Origin of the sequence: Streptomyces sp. NPDC088350 (assembly GCF_044753545.1) — a bacterium.
Classification (GTDB): Bacteria; Actinomycetota; Actinomycetes; order Streptomycetales; family Streptomycetaceae; genus Streptomyces.
Genome location: NZ_JBIVNL010000001.1, coordinates 1,089,611 through 1,105,893, shown reverse-complemented (window position 1 = coordinate 1,105,893; position 16,283 = coordinate 1,089,611). Strand labels below are relative to the sequence as shown.

Below are 16,283 nucleotides of genomic sequence, written 5' to 3'. Positions count from 1 at the left end.
CCCGAGGTTTACCGACTGGTCAGAACCGGCCCCGGACCCCGCTCAGAACAGCGCCCGCGCCAACGCGCGCCGGGCCGCCGTCACCCTCGGGTCATCGGCCCCGACGACCTCGAACAGCTCCAGCAGCCGCAGCCGTACGGCGTCCCGGTCGTCACCCACCGTGGCCCGCACGGTGTCGATCAGCCGGCTGAACGCGTCCTCGACATGCCCGCCCACCAGGTCCAGGTCGGCGGCGGCGATCTGCGCCGGCACGTCACCGGGCTTCTCGGCGGCCTCGGTGCGCACCTGCTGCGGGTCGAGCGTCGAGACGCGGTGCAGCAACTCGGCCTGGGCGAGCCCCAGCGTGGCCTCGGAGTTGCCCGGGTCGTCGCTCAGCACGTTCTTGTACGCCTGCACGGCCCCGCCGAAGTCCCCCGCGTCCAGGGCCTGTACGGCGGCTTCCAGCAGCGCGTCGTACGGTCCCGCCGGCACCTCGGCGACGACCTCGGGCCGGTCGCCCGGCTCGGCGTCGGGGTCGACCTCAAGTCCGGTGAGACCGAAGCGCTGCTCGGCGACCTGGATCAACTGGTCGAGAGTCTGGCGGATCTGCTGCTCGCCCGCGGCCCCCTGGAAGAGCGGCAGCGCCTGGCCGGCGACCACCGCGAAAACGGCCGGGATGCCCTGCACCCCGAACTGCTGCATCAGCATCTGATTGGCGTCGACGTCGATCTTGGCAAGGACGAAGCGCCCGTTGTAATCGAGCGCGAGCCGCTCCAGGAGCGGGCTCAGCTGCTTGCACGGCTCGCACCACTCGGCCCAGAAGTCGATGACGACCGGGACCTCGGTGGACCGCTGCAGGACCTCGCTCTCGAACCCCGCCTCATCTACGTCGATCACCAGGTCGGCCGGGGAGACGGCCCCGCCGCCGCCCTGCCTGGCGGTCTCGGCGCGCGCCTGCTCCGCCTTGACCTTGGCCTCCTGGGCCGCCTTCACCGCGGCGAGGTCGACGACTCCGCTCATGGACATGTTCCGTGGCTGCATGCGTCCATCCTCCCCCGTCCGCGCGCGTGAATGAAAAGCGTTGTGAAAGCCGGTCCGTCAAGTCCTGTTCGGCGTCGGGTCCCCACCCCACGCCCGTGGTTTCGCTACGAGTCGTAGCGTAATGGTGCCGGGTGTCTCCCGGATACGGATACCCGGTGATCTCCCTCACTGCACCACAGGAACCGGCGGTTATGGTCAGGGGATGCAGAGCCGCACTCCCGTCCCCCGCGCGGCGGGACGCCCCCGCAGCACCGCCGCGGACACCGCGATCCTCGCGGCCACCCGGGAGGCCCTGGTCGAACTCGGCTGGTCCAAGCTCACGTTGGGGGACGTCGCGACGCGCGCGGGGGTGGCGAAAACGACCCTCTACCGCCGCTGGGCGGGCAAGAACGAACTCGTCGTCGACGCGGTGGCGGAGCTCTTCGACGAGCTCCACCTCCCCGACCGGGGCACGCTGGCCGCCGACATCGAGGGCGTGGTCCTCCAGTTCGCGGCGATCCTGGCCCGCCCGGAGGCCAAGAGCGGACTGATGGCGGTGGTCGCCGAGTCCGTCCGCGACGACGCCCTGCGCGAACGCATCCGCGAGTCGATCGTCGACCGGCAGAAGTGCCTGGTCGTGGAGGGCAGGGCACGCGCCCAGGCGCGCGGCGAACTGCCCCCGGAGACGGACCCGGAGGAAGCCGCGCGCACGGCCGACCTGGTCTTCGACGTGGTGGCGGGCGCGGTCGTGCACCGCACCCTGGTGAGCGCGGAACCGGCCGACGAGGACTGGGTCCGCAGCTTCACCCAGGTCCTGCTGCTGGGCCTGACCTCGCTGAGCGCCGCTCAGGCGCCCCCTCACTAAAAGCCGGCGGGCTCCGTGTAGACCCCCCACTCGTCCCGCAGCACCCCGCAGATCTCCCCCAGTGTCGCCTCCGCCCGCGCCGCGTCCAGCATCGGCCCGATCATGTTCGACCCGTCCCGCGCCGCCGCGAGCATCGCGTCCAGCGCCGCCGCTACGGCCGCCTCGTCCCGCCCGGTCTTCCGCGCGCCCAGCTCCCGCACCTGGTCCCGCTCCACCTCGTGGCTGACCCGCAGGATCTCCAGGTCCCCGGTGACGGACCCGTGATGCACGTTCACACCCACGACCCGCTTGTCGCCCTTCTCCACGGACCGCTGGTACTGGAAGGCGGCCTCGGCGATCTCGCCGGTGAACCAGCCGTCCTCGATCCCGCGCAGGATGCCGGAGGTGATCGGCCCGATCGGGTGCCGCCCGTCGGGGTGGGCCCGCAGCCCCCGCTCCCTGATCTGCTCGAAGATCTTCTCGGCGTCCGCCTCGATCCGGTCGGTGAGCTGCTCGACGTACCACGAACCGCCCAGCGGATCCGCCACGTTGGCGACCCCGGTCTCCTCCATCAGCACCTGCTGCGTACGCAGCGCGATCTCCGCGGCCTGCTCACTGGGCAGCGCGAGGGTCTCGTCCAGGGCGTTGGTGTGCAGCGAGTTGGTCCCGCCGAGTACCGCGGCGAGGGCCTCGACTGCCGTACGGACCACGTTGTTGTACGGCTGCTGCGCGGTCAGCGAGACGCCGGCGGTCTGGGTGTGGAAGCGCAGCCACTGCGCCTTCTCGGACTGCGCGCCGTAGACGTCCCGCATCCAGCGGGCCCAAATCCGGCGCGCCGCGCGGAACTTGGCGATCTCCTCGAAGAAGTCGACGTGCGCGTCGAAGAAGAAGGACAGGCCGGGCGCGAACACGTCCACGTCCAGGCCGCGTGACAGGCCGAGTTCGACGTACCCGAAGCCGTCGGCGAGCGTGTACGCCAGCTCCTGCGCGGCCGTGGAGCCGGCCTCGCGGATGTGGTAGCCGGAGACGGACAGCGGCTTGTAGGCGGGGATGCCCGTCGCGCAGTACTCCATGAGGTCGCCGATGAGGCGCAGATGCGGCTCGGGCTGGAAGAGCCACTCCTTCTGGGCGATGTACTCCTTGAAGATGTCCGTCTGGAGCGTGCCGTTGAGGACGGCGGGGTCGATGCCCTGTCGCTCGGCCGCCACCAGGTACATGCAGAAGACCGGGACGGCCGGTCCGCTGATCGTCATCGATGTCGTGACGTCACCCAGGGGGATGTCCTTGAACAGGACCTCCATGTCGGCGGCGGAGTCGATGGCCACCCCGCAGTGCCCGACCTCGCCGAGCGAGCGGGGATCGTCGGAGTCCCGTCCCATGAGGGTGGGCATGTCGAAGGCCACGGACAGCCCACCACCACCATTGGCCAGGATCTTCTTGTACCGCTCGTTGGTCTGCTCGGCGTTGCCGAACCCGGCGAACTGCCGGATGGTCCACGTCCGCCCCCGGTAGCCCGTCGCGTACAGCCCGCGCGTGTAGGGGTACTCCCCCGGCCACCCGATCCGCTCGAAGCCGTCGTACCTGTCCCCGGGGCGAGGCCCGTACACCGGCTCGACCGGGTCCCCGGAGAGCGTGGTGAAGGCGGCCTCACGCGTACGTGCGGCGTCGAACCGGGCCTGCCAGCGTCGGCGGCCCTCTGCGATGGCGTCAGCGTCCATGCTCCCAAATTTACTAGGACGTCCTAGTAAATGTCGATGGGCAACCGCCGTACGCGACTCGTACGGCGGTGGGGGTTACACCTTGGCGGCGACCGGAGCGGGGTCCACGATCTTCGACTCCAGCTCGTGGCTGATCTTCCGCTCCACGAAGAAGGCGGCCGTCGGGATCGTGCCCGCCAGCAGCACCCAGAGCTGCTTGCCGACCGGCCACTTCGCCTTGGAGCCCAGGTCGAACGCGAAGAGCAGGTAGACGACGTACAGCCAGCCGTGCGCGATGGCGACGACCTCGGTGAAGCTCCCGGCGCCGTCGATCTTGAGCAGGTACTTGGCGATCATGCTGAAGCACAGCAGGACCAGCAGGACACCCGTGACGTAGGCCATGACGCGGTAGCGGGTCAGCACGCTCTTTTTCATGAGGACGAGCGTAACGACCGGTTCCGGGCGATCTTTCCCCGGGATGCTCCTCGTCCTCTGCCCGGGATGTCAGTCCTCGTCGAAGTCCGCGGCGGCGACCCTCAGCGGGCGCAGCATCGCGAAGATCTCGGCGCACTCCTCCGCGTCGTAGGCCCCGAGCCCGAAGTCCATCTCCATCAGGTCGCGGGTGGCCGCGTCGCAGACCTCGCGGCCCTTGTCGGTGATGGAGGCGAGGGTGCCGCGGCCGTCGGCGGGGTTGGGGCGCTTGTCGACGAGACCGGATCTGACCAGCCGGTCGACGGTGTTCGTGACGGACGTGGGATGCACCATGAGCCGCTCGCCGATCTTGGACATCGGCAGCTCACCCGCCTTGGAGAAGGTGAGCAGCACCAGCGCCTCGTAGCGCGCGAAGGTCAGTCCGTACGGCTTCACGACCGCGTCGACCTCGGCGAGCAGGATCTGCTGTGCCCGCATGATCGAGGTGATGGCGGCCATGGACGGCACGTTTCCCCAGCGCTGTTTCCAGTGTTCGTCGGCGCGGGCGATGGGGTCGAAAGGGAGACTGAGGGGCTTCGGCACGGCACCAGACCTTACCGGCCGGTCACATCGTGGTCAGCCCCGTCTCGCCTTTCGGTCCGGCGGGCTTCCGCGGCGAGGAGGGCGCAGCACACCGTGCCGAGCACCCCCGCGCCCACGACCGCCCCGCGCACCCCGGCGAACTCGGCGGCCACACCGGCCAGGGCCATGCCGACGCCCTGGATCGTCATCAGCCCGGCGGTGAGCAGGGTCATGGCCCGGCCGCGCAGTTCCGGCGGCACGGCCCGGACGAACCGCTGGTCGAGTCCCAGCGTGTACGCGGACCCGGCACCGGACACCACGAGCAGCAGCAGAGAGACCGTCAGACCCGGGCGCAGGGCGTAACCGGCGTACGGCAGCGGCATGCAGCAGACCAGTGACAGGGCGATCCGCTCCCGGGTGGCGGGGCGCAGCCGGGATCCACGACCGCCCTCGCCCACCGCCTGGGCCTCGCGCCCTCGTCCGTGTCCGCGCATCTGGCGGTGCTGTGCGACGCGGGGCTGCTCACTTCTCGGCGCTACGGCCATCAGGTGCTCTACGAGCGGACGCCGCTGGGGATCGCGCCGGCCTCGGGCGGCGGCTGAGCGCACGCGCCGACCTCGGGCACCGGCCGACCGGCGCGCCAGGGCCCGGCACGGTGACGCATCGTCCACAATTGCTGACGAATCGTCACCGAACGTCCCTCTCGCGCAAGGGAGCAGCATGTCCCGGCTGACCCACACCTTCGCGGCACTCGCGCTGCTCGGGCTCGCGGCGGGCTGTTCGTCCGCGTCCGACGTCGACGAGGCCTCCGTAGCCGCTGCCCGGTCCAAGGACCCGGCACGTGCCATGTCCTTCTGGGTCGACCCGGCGAGCCCGGCGGCCGAACAGATCCAGATGTGGGAGCGGGAGGGGCGCAAGCAGGACGCCGCGCTGCTCAAGCGGATCGCCGACGAGCCGACCGCGCTGTGGCCGGCCGGCGAGATCGACCCCGGCCCGGTGATCAGGGCGGCGACGGCGTCCGCGCGTCAGGAGGGGCGTACGGCGCTCTTCGTGGCGTACGACATCCCGCACCGGGACTGCGGTCAGCACTCGGCGGGCGGGGCGGCGGACGCGGACGCCTACCGGGCCTGGATCGGGAAGTTCGCCGAGGCGCTGGGGAGCGCGAACGCGCTGGTCGTGCTGGAGCCCGATGCCGTCGCGCACATGGTGGACGGGTGCACGCCCGGCGAATACCAGGGCGAGCGGGAGCAGTTGCTGAGCGAGGCGGTCGTCCGGCTGAAGCAGCAGTCCGGTACGAAGGTGTACGTCGACGCGGGCAACCCGGCCTGGATCCAGGACCCTTGGAAGCTCGTGGAGCCGTTGAAGCGGGCCGGTGTCGAGGAGGCCGACGGGTTCTCCCTCAACGTGTCCAACTTCCAGACGGACGCGGTGACGAAGAAGTACGGCGTCCAGCTGTCGCGGGACCTCGGCGGCAAGCACTTCGTCGTCGACACCAGCCGCAACGGCAACGGGCCGCTGCCCGGCGCCTGGTGCAATCCGCCGGGCCGGGGCCTGGGCACCCGGCCGACCACCGACACCGGCGAGCCCGCCCTGGACGCCTATCTGTGGATCAAGCGGCCCGGGTCCTCGGACGGCGCCTGTGAAGGCGGACCCGACGCCGGGCAGTGGTGGCCGGAGTACGCCCTGGAGCTGGCGCGCAACTCCAAGGCGTAGCAGGGCAGTTCACCGACTTCACCGCACCTGGATCCACTTGGCCTCCGACGGCGTGCCCTGCGCGTCCGTCACGAACAGCATGTACCAGCCGGGCGGCACCAGCGCCCGGTCGTTCGGGACGTCCACCGTCACCGACCTGCCGTCCTTGACCAGGCCCAGCTCGATGGAGCGCTGCTCGACGTCCGTCGTGTGCGTGACCGAACTCGGGCGCATCAGACGGGCCTTGACGACACGTTCGGGGTGGTCGGTGCGGAAGGTCGCGCGGCGGTGCCGGTCGAGGGTCTCGGGACCGTCCTGAAGTACGGGCCTGTTGGCGCCGTTCTTGTGCAGCGCCGGCGGGGTGAAGATCTCCATGCGCTGCTCGAAGTGGCCGAGTTTGGTGTTGGCCTGGTCGTCGAAGAGCGGGTCGGAGCCGAAGGTGACGACCCGGCCGTCGGGCAACAGCAGTGCCTCGGAGTGGTAGTTGCGGCCGACCACGGGTGCCGCCGCCTCGCGGAAGGCGTTGCCCTTCGGGTCGTAGAACTGTGCCTTGAAGATGTTGCTGGCGCTGCGGCCGCGGTAGTCCTCGGAGCCGTTGGTGGTGAAGACCGAGTCGTCCGGCATGATCACGCTGTTCAAGTACCGGGTGCCCTGGGGGAGGTTGGGGCCGTCCTTGAAGACGGGGCTGTCCTGTTTGAGGTCGACGACGGCGGTGCGCGGGGTCGACTTCTTGGACTCGCCGACGCCTCCGCCGCCGAGGATCATCACCTTCTGATCCTGCGCGGGCGGCAGGAGGAGCGAGGACGAGGTCTCGGTCTCGTCGGGGTCGCGCAGGCCCGCCACCTTGGTGAACTTGTTGGTCTTCAGGTCCCAGAGGCCGGGCTCGCGGCCCTTGTTGGCGGGCCCGTAACCGGCGTTGGAGGCCGGGTAGAAGAGCTTGCCGCCCTTGGTGAGGAACAGGGCCGGGTAGGTGGGGAAGTAGCGCTTGGGGCCCGGGGTCCACTTCTTGGTCCTGGGGTCGTAGATCTCGTTGTCGCCCTGGTCGATGACGCCGACGTCGTCGAGCCCGGAGACCGCGAGGACACGGCCGTCGTCGAGACCGACGAGGGTCGGATACCAACGGGCCTTGTCCATCGGGTCGACGGCGACGTAACGCTCGGCCCTGGGGTCGAACTCGTAGGCGGCGCGGATGCCTTGGTAGTCCTGCTTGTCGAGGGTGATCTTCTCGGAGAGGCCGTACGTGTTGTTCGCGTCGATGCCCTTGAGGCCGACGATGTCGTACTGGGCCTGCTTCTCGGTGACCGACATCGGGCCCGGCTCGGTGGCCTCGACGAAGACGCGGACCTCGCTCGCGGTGACCTTGGTCTGCCAGGGCTGCATCGCGCCTCGGGCGTTGTACGTCACCTTGAACTCGCGCTTGGCCTTGGGGACGGTGACGTCGAACCTGGTGACGTAGTCGACGCCGGCCGGGGAGCGGAAGACGGTGCCCTTCTTGAGGAACATCGCCTTGTTGGGGTTCTCGTTCTTGACGCGCATGCCGCCGCCGGCCCGTTTGACCTCGCCGTCGAGGAGCTCGTAGCGGGCGGTGCCGCCGGCCACCAGCAGGTTGCCGCTGGGGAGTTGGCTGTGTCCGCCGCAGAAGAAGTCGACCGGGGTCGGGATCTTCTTGAAGGTGTTGGCCTTCGGATCCCACAGGACGGTGTCGAAGGACCCGGCGTTGAACTTCTTCTGCTCGTTGCCCGACCCGGCGACGATCAGCACCTTGCCGGTGTGCAGGAGCGAGGCGTGGATGGCGTTGGTGCGGTACTCCTCCGGGATGTCGATCTGGTCCCAGGAGCCGTACTTGGCCATGTACCCGGGCCGCGTGATCTTGTAGTCGTGGTACTGCTCGCCCGCGAACTCGAAGGCGGCCGGGGCGTTGAGACCCGCCAGGACCGCGATGCCGCCGATACCGAGGACGGTCTTCCTGGTTTTCTGGGACGCCTGGAAGGCCATGGACTAGTTGCCCCCTGTCGTGGTGCCGGAGACGGACGGACCGGCCCCGGTGGTGGCGAGCGCGGGCTCGGCGGTGTCCACGGTGCGCGCGCCGCCGAGCAACGACCGCCGCTCCAGGCGCTCCCTGACCAGCGAGCCGGCCCAAACCCCCAGCGGCGCGAGGGAGATGACCATGGCGAGGACCGCCCAGGTGCGCATGGCCGCGTGGGTGTGGTCGAGGACGACCGAGGCGGCCAGCGAGGTGGCCAGGAGGATCGCCCAGAAGAGGTGGATACGGAAGGTCATCACCCGGTCGGGGCTGGCGTCCCCGCCCTTGGGAGTGACGACGAACCGGCTGGGCCGCCGGATCAAGGCCTCACCGAAGGACTTCAGATAGATCGGCGCGGAGAGCGCGGACATCGCCATGCCGGCGAGACCGCCGGACCCCTCGGGCTCGTGCGGCGAGACGTTGTGCCGCCGGTTCCACAGATACAGCCCGATCTGGAGCGCGGCGGCATCGCTGTAGAGCATCAGCCACACGGACGCGGCGACCTGCGTACCGGAGGCCCCGAACCACAGGAACAGGAAGCAACTCAGGATGCCCAGCAGCCAGTTGACGGCCGTCATCGGGTAGTAGACGAGCATCAGCGTGTACGAGAACAGCCGCCCCGGAGGCATCGTGAACGGCGCCTTCCAGTACTGCTTGATCAGCGTCTCGTACGTGCCCCGCGACCACCGCATCTGCTGCGTGAAGAAGTCGGTCCAGGAGGCCGGCCCCTCCCCCACCGCGAGCACGTCCGGGGTGTAGACGGAGCGCCAGTGCGTGCGGGTCAACGGGTTGCGGTGCCGGTGGAGTTCGAAGCCGGTGGCCATGTCCTCGGTGATGGAGTCGTACAGCCCGCCGATCTGTCTGACGGCCGCGATCCGTACGACGTTGTTGGTGCCGACGAACATGGGGGCGCGGTAGCGGTTGCCGGCGCGCTGGATCAGGGCGTGGAAGAGGAACTGCTGCGACTCGGCGGCCTTGGTGACGGGGTTGTGGTAGTTCCCGTACACCTGCGGTCCCACGACGAAGGCGACATCCGGGTCTCGGAAGTAACCCATCATCCGCTCAAGGAAGTTGGGGAGCGGGACGTGGTCGGTGTCGACGGAGGCGAAGAAGTCGTAGTCGCCGCCGTGCATCGCGATCCAGGCGTTGTAATTCCCGTGCTTCGTACGGGCCTTGTGGACACCCTTGGTCCGGTTCCACTCCGGGACACCGTGCCGGGTGAAGTGCCGGACGCCCAACTCGGCGCACAGGGCCCTGGCCTGCTCGTCGTCACCTTCGTCGAGGAGCCAGATGTCGAGCGGCCCGGTGTGGGTGACGTCGACCGCGCCTTCGAGGGTGGCGCGGACCATGGACAGCGGCTCCTTGCCCGGGACGTACGTCGTGAGGAAGGCGACGCGGGTGCCGTCCTCGGGGACGACCGGGATCGGGTCACGGGCGACCAGGGTGGCGTGGGCGACGGAGGCGACGTTGACGACCATGAACAGCTCGATGAGCCCGATGGCTATCAGCATCGTGATGTCGAGCCCGACCATCCACTCCTGACCGCCCTCGCGCTCCACCCAGTGGGTGGGCCAGACGAGGTAGACGAGCAGGGCGGCGGTGAGCACCGGGGCGAGGCTCATCAGGAGGACGGCGCGTATTCGGTGGGGCTCGCGCGAGAGGAGCGAGGTGTACTGCACCTGGTACGACGCACCGGACGGCTCCGTGAGCGGTCCGGCCAGCCGGCTGTAGGTGTCGTAGTCGTAGCCCTCCGGCCGCACAGCGCCCTCCGATGATTGAGGAGTGATCGACGCCCGGGGACCGCCGGAACCGCTGGGTTCCGAAGATCGACCGGACCGATAACCACACACAAGTGGAGAATTGAGGGCGTGTCGAACTGGGTGCGTCCAGGTGGGTGGAGGGTTGCCTCCGGCGGCGGAACGGGACGCGGGCCGGGGGTGACGGGCGGCTCGGGAAGAATGCCGCTGGTCATGATCCCCAGCGGCATCCCGGAGGCACCCGCATGCACGACACCGCCGATCTCATCGCGGAGACCTACGCGCTCGGCGCCGGACCGTGGACGATGACACCGGTCACCCGGGGCGCGCTGGGCCAGATCTGGAAGCTGTCCGGCGGCGGCTCGTCCTGGGCGGTCAAGGAACTCCTCTTCGGCTGCGACGAGGAACAGATCCGCCGTGAGGCCGCGTTACGGCTGGCCTCGGAGCGCCTGGGCATCGCGTCGCCGCGGCTCATGCCCAATCGGCGGGGGGCGTACGTCTCGCACCTCCCGCCGCCTTCGGAGGGCTCCCACGTCAAGCTGTACGACTGGATCGACGGCACCCGCGCCGACGCGTCCGACCCGGACGTCCTCGACTGGTTCGGGCGGACCATGGCGCTGCTGCACAGGGCGGGTGAGGGCGAGAGCGCGATGCCGTCCTCCTGGTACGAGCGGTGCCCGGAGGACGCCGAATGGCAGGAGCTGCGCGCGAAGGTACGGCGGGCCGGGCTGCCGTGGGCGGACGCGCTGGGCCGGTTCATCGCCACCTCCGCACGGGAGTTGGCGCACTGGGTGACCCCGTCCGGCCCCGGCGACCTGGTGACGTCCCACCTCGACCTACAGCCCCAGAACGTCCTGGCGGGCCCGGCCGGCCCCGTCCTCCTCGACTGGGACAACGCCGGATCCGCTTCCGCGGAACGGGAGTTGGCCCGCGCCCTGTTCGTGTGGTCGGGCGGGAACGAGGGGGACGTCGAGGCGGGCGTGCGGGTGGCACGGGCCTATCGGCGGGCCGGGGGTTTCGCCGTCGTACAGGGTCCGCAGTCGTTCTCGATGCTCTTCGCGACCGCGCTGAACTACGTCAGGGTGCAGGCCGAGTGCGCCGTCGATCCGACGGTGACCGCCGCCCAGCGGGAGTTCGCGAGCGACCAGGTCGTCGTCTCGCTGGGCCGGGTGCCGGATCCGGGGGTCGTGGCCCGGTTGTGCGCGGCGCTGGACCGATGAGGTGCCGGCTACCGCGCCAGGTGCCGCTCGACCGTCTCCACCTTGGACGTGAGGCCGTCCGTCACCCCGGGGCGGATGTCCGCCTTGAAGACCACGGAGACGCGCGGGGCGCGGGCCTCGACCGCGGCGACGGCGCGCCTGACGACGTCCATGACCTCGTCCCAGTCGCCCTCGACGGACGTGAACATCGCGTCCGTGTGGTTGGGCAGGCCCGACTCGCGGACCACGCGGACGGCGTCGGCGACGTACTCCCCCACGTCCTCGCCGACGCCCAGCGGCGTCACGGAAAAGGCGACGATCATGCCTTCACGACCCCTTCCTGGCGGGCACGGGAGGCGATGACCGCGTCCTCGGCCTCGCGCCTGAGCTTGCGCTCGGCGAAGAAGCCGCCGGTGGGCAGCACGGAGAGGACGAAGTAGAAGAGGGCCGTCTTCGCGCCCCACTTGGTGCGGTTCCAGGCGTCGGCCCAGAAGAGCACGTACAGGATGAAGAGGACTCCGTGGACCATGCCCATCACGGGCACCGCGTTGAAGTCCGTGGTCCGCTTCAGTACCGAGCAGAGGAGCAGCAGGAGGAAGGACACGGCCTCGGGGGCCGACACCAGGCGGAGGCGGCGGAGGGCGGTGGCGGTCTTGATGTCCACAGGTCACCTTCGGTGAGGGAGACGTCCACAGTTTGTGAACGCGAGCACAAACGTTCCCCCATTGTGGCAAACGGCTGAGCCGACCAAGAGCGGGGGTGGGTAGCGCCTTGAAGGGGCGCGGGGCCGCATTCGTCAGCGGCTCCGCCGCGGGGCGCGACCGGCCACGACGACGCGGCAGCCGGCCGACGGCCCCTCGTCACCCCGCGACACGCCTCAGCTCCGCGCCGGATCTGCCCTTAGGGGGCAGGTCAGGGTCGTTCTCCACCCACAGGCCCTGTCCGCGACGGCGCTCCTGCGGTTACCTTCGCACCGTGGCGATGTTTCGACTCCAGGGCAGCAAGGTGCTCGCCGTCGACATGACCGGGGACGCCGTGAAGGCGAAGAACGGCTCGATGGTCGCGTACGACGGGCAGATGGCCTTCAAGAAGATGACCGGCGGCGGTGAGGGCATCCGGGGGATGGTGACCCGGCGGCTCACCGGTGAGCAGATGACGGTGATGGAGGTGAGGGGGCAGGGGACCTGCTGGTTCGCGGACCGGGCCTCCGAGATCAACCTCGTGAGCCTCCAGGGCGACAAGCTGTACGTCGAGTCGAGCAACCTGCTCGCGACCGACGCGGGGCTGCGCACGGGGACCACGTTCACCGGCCTGCGCGGCGCCTCGCAGGGCAACGGGCTGTTCACGACGACCGTCGAGGGGCACGGCCAGGCGGCGATCATGTCGGACGGCCCGGCGGTGGTGCTCCGGGTGAGCCGGCAGTACCCGCTGACCGTCGACCCCGGCGCCTACATCGCGCACCAGGGAAATCTGCACCAGTCCTTCCAGTCCGGTGTGACCTTCCGCACCCTCTTCGGGGAGGGCGGCGGCGAGGCCTTCCAGATCCGCTTCGAGGGGGACGGCCTCGTCTACGTCCAGCCCAGCGAGCGGAACACGATCGCGGGGGACATGTGACATGGCGTTCACCGAGATCAACTCGAAGATGATCCAGGCCACCGTCGTGCCGGGCCAGCGGCTGTACAGCCAGCGCGGCGCGATGCTCGCCTACAAGGGCGACGTCTCCTTCACGCCCAACATCCAGGGCGGCCAGGGCGGCGTCATGTCGATGATCGGGCGCCGGGTGGCGAACGAGGCGACCCCCCTGATGACCGTCGAGGGCAACGGCACCGTGATGTTCGGCCACGGCGGCCACCACATCCAGATCATCCATCTCACCGGCGACACCCTCTACGTGGAGGCCGACCGCCTCCTCGCCTTCGAGGGCACCCTCCAGCAGGGCACGATGTTCATGGGCTCGCAGGGCGGGGTCATGGGCATGGTCCGCGGCCAGGTCACCGGCCAGGGCCTGTTCACGACCACCCTCAAAGGGCAGGGCGCGGTCGCCGTGATGGCCCACGGCGGTGTCTTCGAGGTGCCGATCACCCCCGGCAGACCCGTCCACGTCGACCCGCAGGCCTACGTCGCCCACCACGGCGACGTACGCAACAAGCTGTCCGCGGCGCTCGGTTGGCGCGACATGGTGGGCCGGGGCTCCGGCGAGGCGTTCCAGCTGGAGCTGAGCGGCAGCGGCGCGGTGTACGTCCAGGCGTCGGAGGAGAAGCTGTGAGCCAGTACGCGGGATCCGGCCCCACGGTCTTCGACCCGATGACCCTCCCGGTCGACGACAACGTCAACAAGTACACCTTCTGCGTGGAGCTCAAGGGGAGCCAGTGGTTCCTGCAGAAGGGAAAGATGATCGCCTACTACGGCTCGATGGAGTTCAACGGCATCGGGCACGGGCGACTCGACCGACTTGTCCGTACGTCCTTCCATTCGCCTCTGCACGCGAGCGACTGGGTCGTGGCGGAGGGCTCGGGCAAGATGCTGCTCGCCGACCGGGCCTTCGACGTCAACTCGTACGACCTCGAAGACGGCAACCTGACCATTCGCTCAGGCAACTTGCTTGCTTTTGAGCCAAGTCTCGCTCTCAAGCAGTCGATCGTTCCCGGTTTTCTGACGCTGATCGGCACGGGCAAGTTCGTGGCCGCGTCGAACGGCCCGGTGGTGTTCATGGAACCCCCGATCCGGGTGGACCCGCAGGCGCTCGTCGGCTGGGCCGACTGCCCCTCGCCGTGCCATCACTACGACCACGGCTACCTGACCGGCCTGCTGGGCGGTCTACGTGCGATGACGGGCATCGGCGGGGCCTCCGGCGAGGAGCACCAGTTCGAGTTCGTCGGGGCGGGTACCGTGCTGCTCCAGTCGTCCGAGGCCCTCATGGCCGAGCAGGCCACAGGGGTCGTGCCGAATGAGCCGGGGGTACCGGGTGGGGGCGGGGTCCCCACAGGCCCCTCACAGCAGGCGGGCGCACCGCGCCTTCCCGGACAGCTGGGAGATCTCCAGCGTCGCTTCGGGCTGTGAACGGTAGTCTGCGGAGTGTGACGTCGAACGTGTGCGCGCCGTCACGCCACCCTCACTAGTTCGCCTTTCAACATTTTAGGTAGACTTCATTCATGGAGACCGAGACGGCCACGCGCTGGCTGACCGAAGAGGAGCAGTGCGCCTGGCGCACCCACCTGGAGGTCAACAGGCTGCTGACGTACCAACTCGAAAAGGACCTGCAGCCGTTCGGCCTGACGATGAACGACTACGAGATCCTGGTGAACCTCTCCGAGGCGGAGGGCATGCGGCTGCGGATGAGCGACCTCGCCGCCGCCACCCTCCAGTCCAAGAGCCGTCTCTCGCACCAGATCACCCGCATGGAGAACGCGGACCTGGTACGCCGTGAGAACTGCGAGTCGGACCGCCGGGGACTGTACGCCGTACTCACCGAGCACGGCCTGGAGACGATGAAGAAGGTTTCGCCCCACCATGTGGCGTCCGTACGCCGCCACTTCATCGACCTCGTCAACCCCGAGGGCCTGTCGGACCTCAGCACGACCCTGAAGCCGATCGCGGAGCATCTGCGGGGGCAACGGGGGCGCCCGTAACAGCAACTGACCGACAGGCGGCCGGAGTTCGAAAGGAACTCCGGCCGCCTTTGTCATCATCGGCTACGACAGCGCCCCTTGAGGGGCGCGGGGCTGTGTCACTGTGCGGCTCCGCCGCGTGGGCGCGACCAGCCACGACGGACCGGCAGCAAAGACACAATCCCAGCACTCCCCGCAACCACCCCGGCAACCAAGAAACAAACCCCCAACGGCACCCGCCCCACCAGCACCCCCGTCACCACCGACCCACCCGAACTCCCCGCGTTCACCGCCGTGTTGACCCACGCCCCCGCCTGCGTCCGCGCCTCCGGCGCCGCCACCTCGTCGGCGAGCAGATACGCGGTCGTCAACGCCGGCGCGACAAAGAACCCGGCACACCCCACCGCCGCGGTGAGTGACCACAGCCCGGGTGCGAACCCCGCCGCGACCAACGCCAGCCCGAGCCCGAGCGCAGCCGACGCCAGCCGTACCCGCGCCGCCGTACGCCAGTCGACCGCACCGTTCAGCAGGCCCCCCACCGCGCTGCCCGCCGAGACCGCGGCCAGCACCCAGGGCACGACACCGTCGCCGTACCCCCGCTGCTCGGCGAACGCCATCACCAACAGGTAGACGGCACTCAACGCGAGCCCCATCCCCGCGGCCACGACGACCGGACCGAGCAGCCCGCGCACCCCGGCGAGCCGCAACCCCGGCCGATCCCCGGCGGGAACCCGCACGCCGGCGAGCGCCGGGGACGTGACGAACGCGAAGGTGCCCGCGCCGATCAGCACCGCGCTGAGCAGCACCCCGGCGGCCGGCGGGGCGAAGCCCATCAGCGCGCCGACCAGCAACGGGCCGATGACGTACAGGAGTTCCTCGGCGACCCCGTCGAGGCTGTACGCGCGCTGCAACAGCCCGCGGTCACCGACGAGTTCGGCCCACACGGAGCGCATGGCGGGTCCAAGTGGGGGCGCGCACATGCCGGTCAGCGCGGCCACCGCGCCGAGCACCACCACGGGTGTCCCGGGGCGCCAGGTCACCACCGCGAGGACGCACAGGAGGCCGCCGTAGAGGAGGGCCATGGGGAGCAGGGCGCGACGTGGGCCGTGGCGGTCGACCAGGGCCGCGCGCAGGGGCATGAGGAGGACGCCCGTGGCACCGAAGACGGCCATGACCGTACCGGCGGCGGCGTACGAGCCGGTGGCATGGACGACCGCGAGCAGCACGGCCGGGGAGACGGTGCCGTAGGAGAGCCGTCCGGCGAGGGCGGCGGTGAACGTGCGGCGCGCGTACGGGACTTGGAGTACGGCGGCGTACGAAGGGCACGCCGAAGTCGGCGTGGGAGCAGGCGTGGACATGCGAGAAGTTCCTCAACTGGAGGCATGGGAAAGGGACGCCGGTGTGTTCGGCGTGCCCTATGCCATGAGGAGGAACAACATGGGGGTCAACGTAGCAGCGGTACAAGGACGTT

General features: G+C 69.7%; 16 protein-coding genes and 2 pseudogenes. 8 read left to right on the top strand and 10 right to left on the bottom strand.

Features of this window, described 5'->3' with window-relative positions; genetic code table 11:
* Window positions 1-42 precede the first annotated feature (42 nt).
* Complete coding sequence (locus tag ACIQBL_RS05145) at window positions 43-1,020, bottom strand: tetratricopeptide repeat protein (RefSeq protein WP_401936911.1); 978 nt, start codon at window positions 1,018-1,020, stop codon at window positions 43-45.
* 202 nt (window positions 1,021-1,222) lie between these two features.
* Here ACIQBL_RS05145 and ACIQBL_RS05140 point away from each other — a divergent pair, with 202 nt between their 5' ends.
* A complete protein-coding gene (locus ACIQBL_RS05140) occupies window positions 1,223-1,864 on the top strand; it encodes a TetR/AcrR family transcriptional regulator (RefSeq protein WP_401936908.1) in 642 nt (213 codons plus the stop codon).
* Here ACIQBL_RS05140 and ACIQBL_RS05135 read toward each other — a convergent pair.
* The 4 genes and pseudogenes from ACIQBL_RS05135 to ACIQBL_RS05120 all read right to left on the bottom strand — a co-directional run.
* Entirely contained in the window at window positions 1,861-3,561 is a 1,701-nt protein-coding gene (locus tag ACIQBL_RS05135; RefSeq protein ID WP_401936906.1) for a methylmalonyl-CoA mutase, read from the bottom strand. The two genes, ACIQBL_RS05140 and ACIQBL_RS05135, sit on opposite strands and share 4 nt — an antisense overlap.
* A gap of 75 nt (window positions 3,562-3,636) precedes the next feature.
* Window positions 3,637-3,975, bottom strand: coding sequence for a DUF3817 domain-containing protein (locus ACIQBL_RS05130; protein ID WP_329257583.1), 339 nt, complete (start codon window positions 3,973-3,975; stop codon window positions 3,637-3,639).
* A gap of 69 nt (window positions 3,976-4,044) precedes the next feature.
* Window positions 4,045-4,554 (bottom strand): MarR family winged helix-turn-helix transcriptional regulator, encoded by a 510-nt coding sequence (locus tag ACIQBL_RS05125; RefSeq protein ID WP_401936904.1) that lies wholly within the window; start codon window positions 4,552-4,554, stop codon window positions 4,045-4,047.
* An 11-nt stretch (window positions 4,555-4,565) separates the two neighbouring features.
* Window positions 4,566-4,988 (bottom strand): annotated as a pseudogene (locus ACIQBL_RS05120) (MFS transporter); the annotation flags it as partial.
* Here ACIQBL_RS05120 and ACIQBL_RS05115 point away from each other — a divergent pair.
* A pseudogene (locus ACIQBL_RS05115) lies at window positions 4,962-5,135 on the top strand (ArsR/SmtB family transcription factor); the annotation flags it as partial. The pseudogenes ACIQBL_RS05120 and ACIQBL_RS05115 overlap by 27 nt on opposite strands.
* Window positions 5,136-5,253: 118 nt before the next feature.
* Complete coding sequence (locus tag ACIQBL_RS05110; RefSeq protein ID WP_401936901.1) at window positions 5,254-6,246, top strand: glycoside hydrolase family 6 protein; 993 nt, start codon at window positions 5,254-5,256, stop codon at window positions 6,244-6,246.
* 18 nt (window positions 6,247-6,264) lie between these two features.
* Here ACIQBL_RS05110 and ACIQBL_RS05105 read toward each other — a convergent pair whose 3' ends face one another.
* Together ACIQBL_RS05105 and ACIQBL_RS05100 are read right to left on the bottom strand one after the other, a co-directional pair.
* Complete coding sequence (locus ACIQBL_RS05105) at window positions 6,265-8,220, bottom strand: galactose oxidase-like domain-containing protein (protein ID WP_401936899.1); 1,956 nt, start codon at window positions 8,218-8,220, stop codon at window positions 6,265-6,267.
* Between the two features lie 3 nt (window positions 8,221-8,223).
* Window positions 8,224-10,008 carry a glycosyltransferase family 2 protein gene (locus tag ACIQBL_RS05100; protein WP_401936896.1) on the bottom strand — a complete coding sequence of 595 codons (1,785 nt, stop codon included), beginning with the start codon at window positions 10,006-10,008 and terminating at the stop codon, window positions 8,224-8,226.
* A 242-nt stretch (window positions 10,009-10,250) separates the two neighbouring features.
* Between ACIQBL_RS05100 and ACIQBL_RS05095 the strand changes: the two genes are divergently transcribed.
* Window positions 10,251-11,225: a phosphotransferase enzyme family protein gene (locus ACIQBL_RS05095; protein ID WP_401936893.1), complete on the top strand. Its 975-nt coding sequence runs from the start codon at window positions 10,251-10,253 to the stop codon at window positions 11,223-11,225.
* 8 nt (window positions 11,226-11,233) lie between these two features.
* Here the strand turns inward: ACIQBL_RS05095 and ACIQBL_RS05090 are convergent, their stop codons facing one another.
* Window positions 11,234-11,527, bottom strand: a complete 294-nt coding sequence (locus tag ACIQBL_RS05090; protein ID WP_401936891.1) for an MTH1187 family thiamine-binding protein — start codon at window positions 11,525-11,527, stop codon at window positions 11,234-11,236.
* Window positions 11,524-11,868, bottom strand: coding sequence for a DUF3817 domain-containing protein (locus ACIQBL_RS05085; protein ID WP_401936888.1), 345 nt, complete (start codon window positions 11,866-11,868; stop codon window positions 11,524-11,526). Before ACIQBL_RS05085 ends, ACIQBL_RS05090 begins: the two co-directional genes overlap by 4 nt.
* A gap of 317 nt (window positions 11,869-12,185) precedes the next feature.
* On the opposite strand from ACIQBL_RS05085, the gene ACIQBL_RS05080 reads away from it, so the two are divergent.
* The 4 genes from ACIQBL_RS05080 (at window position 12,186) to ACIQBL_RS05065 (ending at window position 14,833) form a co-directional block, all read left to right on the top strand.
* A complete protein-coding gene (locus tag ACIQBL_RS05080) occupies window positions 12,186-12,818 on the top strand; it encodes an AIM24 family protein (RefSeq protein WP_401937060.1) in 633 nt (210 codons plus the stop codon).
* 1 nt (window position 12,819) lies between these two features.
* On the top strand, window positions 12,820-13,470 hold the full coding sequence (locus tag ACIQBL_RS05075; RefSeq protein ID WP_401936887.1) for an AIM24 family protein: 651 nt from the start codon (window positions 12,820-12,822) through the stop codon (window positions 13,468-13,470).
* Window positions 13,467-14,264, top strand: coding sequence for an AIM24 family protein (locus ACIQBL_RS05070; RefSeq protein WP_401936884.1), 798 nt, complete (start codon window positions 13,467-13,469; stop codon window positions 14,262-14,264). The genes ACIQBL_RS05075 and ACIQBL_RS05070 overlap by 4 nt, the downstream gene beginning before the upstream one ends.
* Before the next feature lie 92 nt (window positions 14,265-14,356).
* A complete protein-coding gene (locus ACIQBL_RS05065; RefSeq protein WP_401936883.1) occupies window positions 14,357-14,833 on the top strand; it encodes a MarR family winged helix-turn-helix transcriptional regulator in 477 nt (158 codons plus the stop codon).
* Window positions 14,834-14,931: 98 nt separating this feature from the next.
* Here ACIQBL_RS05065 and ACIQBL_RS05060 read toward each other — a convergent pair whose 3' ends face one another.
* A complete protein-coding gene (locus ACIQBL_RS05060) occupies window positions 14,932-16,170 on the bottom strand; it encodes an MFS transporter (protein WP_401936881.1) in 1,239 nt (412 codons plus the stop codon).
* Window positions 16,171-16,283 lie beyond the last annotated feature (113 nt).